This window comes from Ignatzschineria sp. PL_is040, from assembly GCF_055813795.1.
Genome location: NZ_JBVPGU010000019.1, coordinates 1 through 6,578 on the forward strand (window position 1 = coordinate 1; position 6,578 = coordinate 6,578).

The window sequence follows — 6,578 nt, forward strand, 5'->3', positions numbered from 1 at the left end:
ATAATAACGAAAGACCTCATTCAGCCATTGGATCTGTGCCACCATGCCAGATTCAATAAACCTTAGAGAATCTTCTACTTTTAAATGGAGTTAAAAAGGGGAGGATTACAGTTTAAGAACTCTGTAAAATAAGTTTTTCCAGCATGGTCTTTATTGTAGGCCGCATATAATGTGCAAAGCAGCCCATTCGCACCATCAATTCCCGGCATTCTTAAAGTCTTTACTAGCCCTTGTTGCTCATATTCATAGACGACCCAATCAGGCAATGCCGCATATCCTCGCTTCGTCGATACTAATTGAATTAACATCGCTGTTTGCTGTGTCTTACGAACATTCTTAGGAATAATGCCGGCAGGCTCAAACCAATGATTATAAATATCCAAGCGATTTAACTCCACCGGGTGACAAAGTAGCGTCTCTTTTGCCAACATTTCCGGAGTAATATCCGTTTCATAAGCCAAAGGATGATCCGGCGCCACAACTAATCGACTCTCGTAATCAAACAATTTTAAGTATTCAACGCCTTCAATTTTCTGCCGATCCGACGTAATTAAGACATCAAAGGCTTCATCTAGTAATAACTCATGAGGATACTTCTCAAATGCCGTTATAAAATCTAAATCTGTTTCTGGAAAACTATCATGATAAGCATTCATAACATGAATTAACCAATCAAAGCAGCAGTGACACTCGGAAGCGACAAATAACTTGTGTTTGATCTTTTGCTTCTTATCTTGCATTCGAATTAATGTTTGATCCACCATTGGTAAAACTTGGTTCGCAAGATCTAACAGCAATAACCCCTGTTTTGTAAATTGGAATGGACGTGTCTTACGAGAAATCAACTCAACATCCAGCCAACCCTCGAGTGCGGCAATTTGATGAGATAAGGCTGAAGTTGTGACACAAAGCTCGCTCGCCGCTTGTGAGAACGTACCATATTGATAAAGTGCTTGTAATGCCTTGAGATGTTTTAGTTCTAACATAATTCAATAAATGACCAACAAATAGAGAAATGAGTAAGCACACAATATAAGAGATAAGCCTACAGCATTTCACAATAGCACCCCCCACGAGAGCTGACAATTCGGTAGGTATAAAAAAACGCTTAAAATATATTGATATTCTAAGCGCTTTATATAAAAGTTATACGTTATTTAATAAGAAATTAACCAATAATAATTTGCTGGTTAGCCAATAAATCCTCTAACGTCAACTCTGTAGACTGATTCGTTAAGTGAAGCAATACTTCAGACTCGTATCGCCCCCTATCTCCATCTCTATCTACTGATAATGTTGCCGTTTCTGTCTCAGCATTATACTCAACAGTGATGAATTTTTTCACTTGATCAAAATCGATATTTTTACCTGTTACATCTGAATTGTTTAGCTCTTCGAAGAAGCCTTTTGCAAACTTAATAAGATCTGCATTTGAATCTGTTGCAGGTTTTCCTACACCAAAATCAACCCAAGTATCCGTACCATGACCCGCTTTACCGTTCGACTGATCCGCATTTTTCAAGAGACCGTAAATGAGTGAGTCATTGCCTGTCGTACCTGTACTAATTAAATCATCATTCGCCGTTGATACAACCTCTCTACTTGGATCTAGAACATTCACCACAAAATCAAATACGGTGTCAATTCCCTGATCTATACCTTTTTCAGTCGCTGTTACAGTCATCTTCACATCTAACTTGGATTTATCAACACCCTCCGGCAAGGTTAATACAAGATCTGTGTAATCAACAATATTATCACCATGCTCACCTTTCACAGTAATCATGCCTTTATCATCGGCTACCGCTGTACCAAGTGTCTTATGGCCATCTTTGTCTACTTTCGTATACGTTAATGTTGCCCCTTCCACTAAGCCTTCAAGCGTCATATCTAGTTTTTCAGAACCATCTCTATCAGTTAATGAAGCCTTAATCTTCGAAAGAGTAATCTGATCTGTTTCGGATCCCTTATAACCATACTTCATCCCATGATGTCCACGGCCTCCCACGGGGATATCATTCGTTAACTGAACATAGTCTGGCAACTCTTTTTGAATCGCGTCTTTTGATGGATAGTACTTCACATCTGTTCCATCTTCTTCCGTTACTTTGAAGTTATAGTTACCGATACCATCTTGGTTATACATATAGAAGTCGAAGGTATAGAAACCTGTTTCGGTCACAGAGAAAACCTCTTCATTCTCTCCATAGTTCACCCCTCTCCAGCTCACGTACATCTCTGATACACCCTTACCAATGATGATCTTTCCACCATCATCCGCAGAACCGACATATTTATACTCCTTTCCTGCTTCAAGATAAACAAAACCATTAATATACACTGCACCAAATTCAGGCACGCCCTCTCCAGGCCGTCCGTTACTTTGCCATCCCTTAGAGGTTAAACTGACTGTTTCTGTGCTTGTAGCTTTGTCTAATTGATGTTTATAAAGAGCATCAATACCATTTACCAGAACATTGGGGTTAATACCATTTCCTTTACCTTGGGTAATCGGATAACCATTCTTATCAACATTCGTTGTATCATTAAAGTTATAGTATTTCCCTCCAATGTATTGATTTCCTCTAATATTCTTCCACTCATACTTATTAAGCGCGAGCTCCGTCACATCAAAGCCCATATCTGTTTCTGTAGCAGTAGGAACATCAACAACCGGTATTACTGTTACTTTTTGTTCAACAATAATACTATTCCCACGATCATCAGTCACTTGTACCTTAAAGCTCGTATCACCAGAGAAGTTTGATCCTGGAGTAAATGTAATATATCCACTCTCGCTGACTGCCGCTACACCAATACTCGGATCAATTTCATCAACAAGCGCATACGTCAAGTGACCACTTTCTGGATCCTTTGCATTGAGAGAGTGCCAACCTGATACTCCTGAGTCCTCCATGACTTCAAGCAATGTTGGTTCGGCAATGGGCGCATGATTCGTCCACATGTCATTACTAGCTATCTCGGATGTATTATTCGCAAAGTCCGTTACCGTTCCGGTCACCTCGTTATGCCCATCTTTTAAATTAATAGCATCTTCGCTAGGAATATGCACACTCCACGTGCCGCCCTCCTCAACTGTCGCCTCATACTCTTTACCATTTAATGTCAGAACGACTTTATTCCCGATTTCAGTATTTTTTGTTGTTCCTTTAATAGTAAAGCCATCTTTTCTCTCAACATCAGTAATGATTTGATTATCAGCAACTTCTGTAATCTCAATCTCTGGTTTACTCACCTTAATGTTTACAACAAACTCATTAGATTCATCACTCGCTTGCTCAGTATCCTTATCATAAGCCACCGCTGTGATAATAACGTCACCCTCAGCAAATCCTCCTGATGTGACAATTCCAGAGGTTGTCAGACTATTCACAGGTGTTGTCCATCGATAGGTATCTTTTTGCCCTTCAACTGGCACAAGATCAGCTTTGTCGATTTCAATCCACTTACTCTTATTGCCATGAACATAAACACGTACAGAATCAACTAACTTCATATCATCTTCATTCAGAACAATAGTTCCACTAATCTGACCTTTAGTATCATCACTGTAGCCGTTATCAGAAATAATATCGGTACCTCGATCACCATTATTCACATTGTCTAGATACTGATCAACAACGGGCGTAGGCATTTTAACTCGACTAGGATCCTCTTGCGAAGTATTATTCACGCCTGTATTGCCAGCAGAATCTGTTACATAGACCTTGAATTCGGTCGATGTATCAACATTAGCATCCTCAGGAATATCAACTTTAATCGATAAATATTTACTACCCTTACCCGACTGCTCTCCTACTTCACCGTAAACTGTTTGCTTCTCCCCGGCTTTATCCACATAAGTCACAGTGACTTTATTACCTGTTACAGCATGATGAATATTATTTACATCACCACTCACCAATGCCGTAACGATGCTTTCTTCCGCATTATACTGCACATAAGTTGCTTGCGGCGCGATTGTATCGACTACGAAGGTATATTTATCAGATACTTCACCCACTTTTCCTGTCGCAGGATCGATTGCTTTTACCTGCAAGTAAATATTGTCATTACGGAGCTGATCTGCCCACCAAGTAGTTTGAAGAACATCCGTCACTTGCGCTTCAGTAAGTTTCCATTGCCCACTTCCATCTACTTTAATATCAAGATATTGTGGGAAACCGATCGCATCATTATCATCACCTGTAGCGGCGTTCTGCTTATTAATATAAACACGAACCGTTTCAACACCTTTCGCCGCTTTTCCTGTGATTTCTCCTAAAGAGTCATTCGTGTAAGTTTTAAATGTGTTGCCATCACTCTCAATGTTCTCAGCGATATCCTTTAATGACGACGTTGTCGCAGAAATAGATACTCCTTTCCCTGCATCATGTCCTCTATCATTAATAGATACTTTTACTTCATATGTTTTCCCTGAGTTATCTTCAAACTGGAAAGTCTCCGTTAATGGGCCTTCTGATTTAATCAGTGCATTAGCTACATCCTCATCACTATTTAAGACGTAAGTCCATTCGCCTGTTGTGGTATTTAATGCAAAGATTCCATACTCTCCAACAATCTCTGATGTAACAAATGTCGTGCCTTGTGAGAAAGCAAGCTCCGTACTGACAGTGCTCGAAATCTTCACGCCATCCGCCACAATTCCTGTAACGTCAACAGTATTTTGAACACTATCAATATTATCTAGATATCCCGTTATATTTGCACTAGGCGTATCTACCGTATAGTCCGCAGGCTCAGCAACTTTAGTATTGCCAGCTCGATCTTTAACCATTGCAGAGACAGAACCATCTATAAGTTTAGCCGCCACATTTTCAGGAACAGTGATGCTCCATTTTCCATCACTGCCAACTACGCCATCAAGAGTAATAGGTAAACCATCTGCCGTATTTACAAAAGTAATCGTCACATCTTGTCCAGGTTCAACGCCAGAAGTAGTACCTGTCACAGTAAATGATTCCTTGATAGATTCGCTTAAATCTCCATCCTTGGCATCACTCCAAGTAACCTTCCCATCATTTCCAACAGCTGAAATGGCAATCTCTGGCAATTCAATATCAAGTCCGGGATGATCTTCATCCGTATAGCCCGACATATCATCATAAGCATAGATCTCTTTACCATTAATATCAGTGGCGCTTGCTTCAACACTCACAGAAGAACCCTCTGCAATACCATCCTCTTTCGTAATCTGATAGGTATAAGTTCCTGTTCCTGAATCATCTGGTCCAGTAAGTTTTGCTTCTCTCTCTATTATTACAGACTCTCCATTTTCATCGATACCTGTGATTTTGAGTGTTACAGGGCCCTTACTTACTTTTACAGTCTCACCTTCAATAACACCATGCTTATCGATAGAAGTTGTAATACCACTTATTTGATTCACATCCACAGTGATAGTCGCAGTATCAGTGAGTACTTCATCTGTAGCACTCACTTCTAAGCTATGATTTTTTGCCACTTTATAATCTAAAGTTTTACCTTCGGCAATCGTGATGATTCCCGTTTTACTATCGATCACAAAGAGACCATCATCATTACCGCCAATAATGCTGTAAGTAATGTCTTCACCATCACGATCAAGATCTTTTCCTGTGAATTTATCATTCACATCATAGATTTTTGTACCTGAAACTATTTTTTCATCAAAAGTCACTGAAGCATCTTCGATTTCTGGCGCATCATTCACCGGCGTGACTGTTACAGGAATCGTAACGGTCACTTCTCCGCCATTACCATCAGATACCACAACTGTGAATTCATCTGATCCGTTGTAATCTGTGTTCGGCGTATAAGTATATTCGCCGGTTGCTTCGTTAATTGTGACTGAACCATTCTTCGGCTGATCACCAACTTTATAGGTTAGCTCATCCCCATCAACATCGTGACCAGTTACTTGGCCTGATTTTTCCTGATCTTCTTCCGTAATGATCGCTGGCGCTTCAGCCGTTGGCGCATCATTTACCGGCGTTACGGTGACAGGAACCGTCACAGTGACACTGCCACCATTGCCGTCAGATACGACCACCGTGAATTTATCCGATCCATTGTAATCTTTGTTTGGCGTGTAAGTATAGTTACCGTCACCATCAATCGTCACAGTACCATGCGCTGGTTTATCACCTAATGCATAAGTCAGATCATCACCATCCACATCAGTGACACCCGTAATAGTGCCTTTCTTCGGCGTATCTTCTTTCGTAACAATCGTCTGATCACGATCATCCACCACCGGCGCATCATTCACCGGCGTGACTGTTACAGGAATCGTAACGGTCACTTCACCGCCATTGCCATCAGATACCACCACTGTGAATTCATCTGATCCGTTGTAATCTGTGTTCGGCGTATAAGTATATTCGCCAGTTTCTTCGTTAATTGTGACTGAACCATTCTTCGGCTGATCACCGACTTTATAGGTTAGCTTATCCTTATCAACATCTTGACCTTTAACCGCTCCTTTTACTGGCGTATCTTCTTCCGTCTTAATCGCTGGCGATTCAGCCGTTGGCGCATCATTCACCGGTGTGACTGTTACAGGAACCGTCACAGTG

Annotated in this window: 2 protein-coding genes; both read right to left on the bottom strand. The window is 40.7% G+C overall.

The genetic code is table 11. The annotated features are described in order from the left end of the window. Nucleotides 1–80: 80 nt before the first annotated feature. Nucleotides 81–986, bottom strand: a complete 906-nt coding sequence (locus AC0SAP_RS10215; RefSeq protein ID WP_473384090.1) for a LysR substrate-binding domain-containing protein — start codon at nt 984–986, stop codon at nt 81–83. Nucleotides 987–1,168: 182 nt separating this feature from the next. After that, nucleotides 1,169–6,574, bottom strand: coding sequence for a tandem-95 repeat protein (locus tag AC0SAP_RS10220; RefSeq protein ID WP_473384091.1), 5,406 nt, complete (start codon nt 6,572–6,574; stop codon nt 1,169–1,171). Nucleotides 6,575–6,578 lie beyond the last annotated feature (4 nt).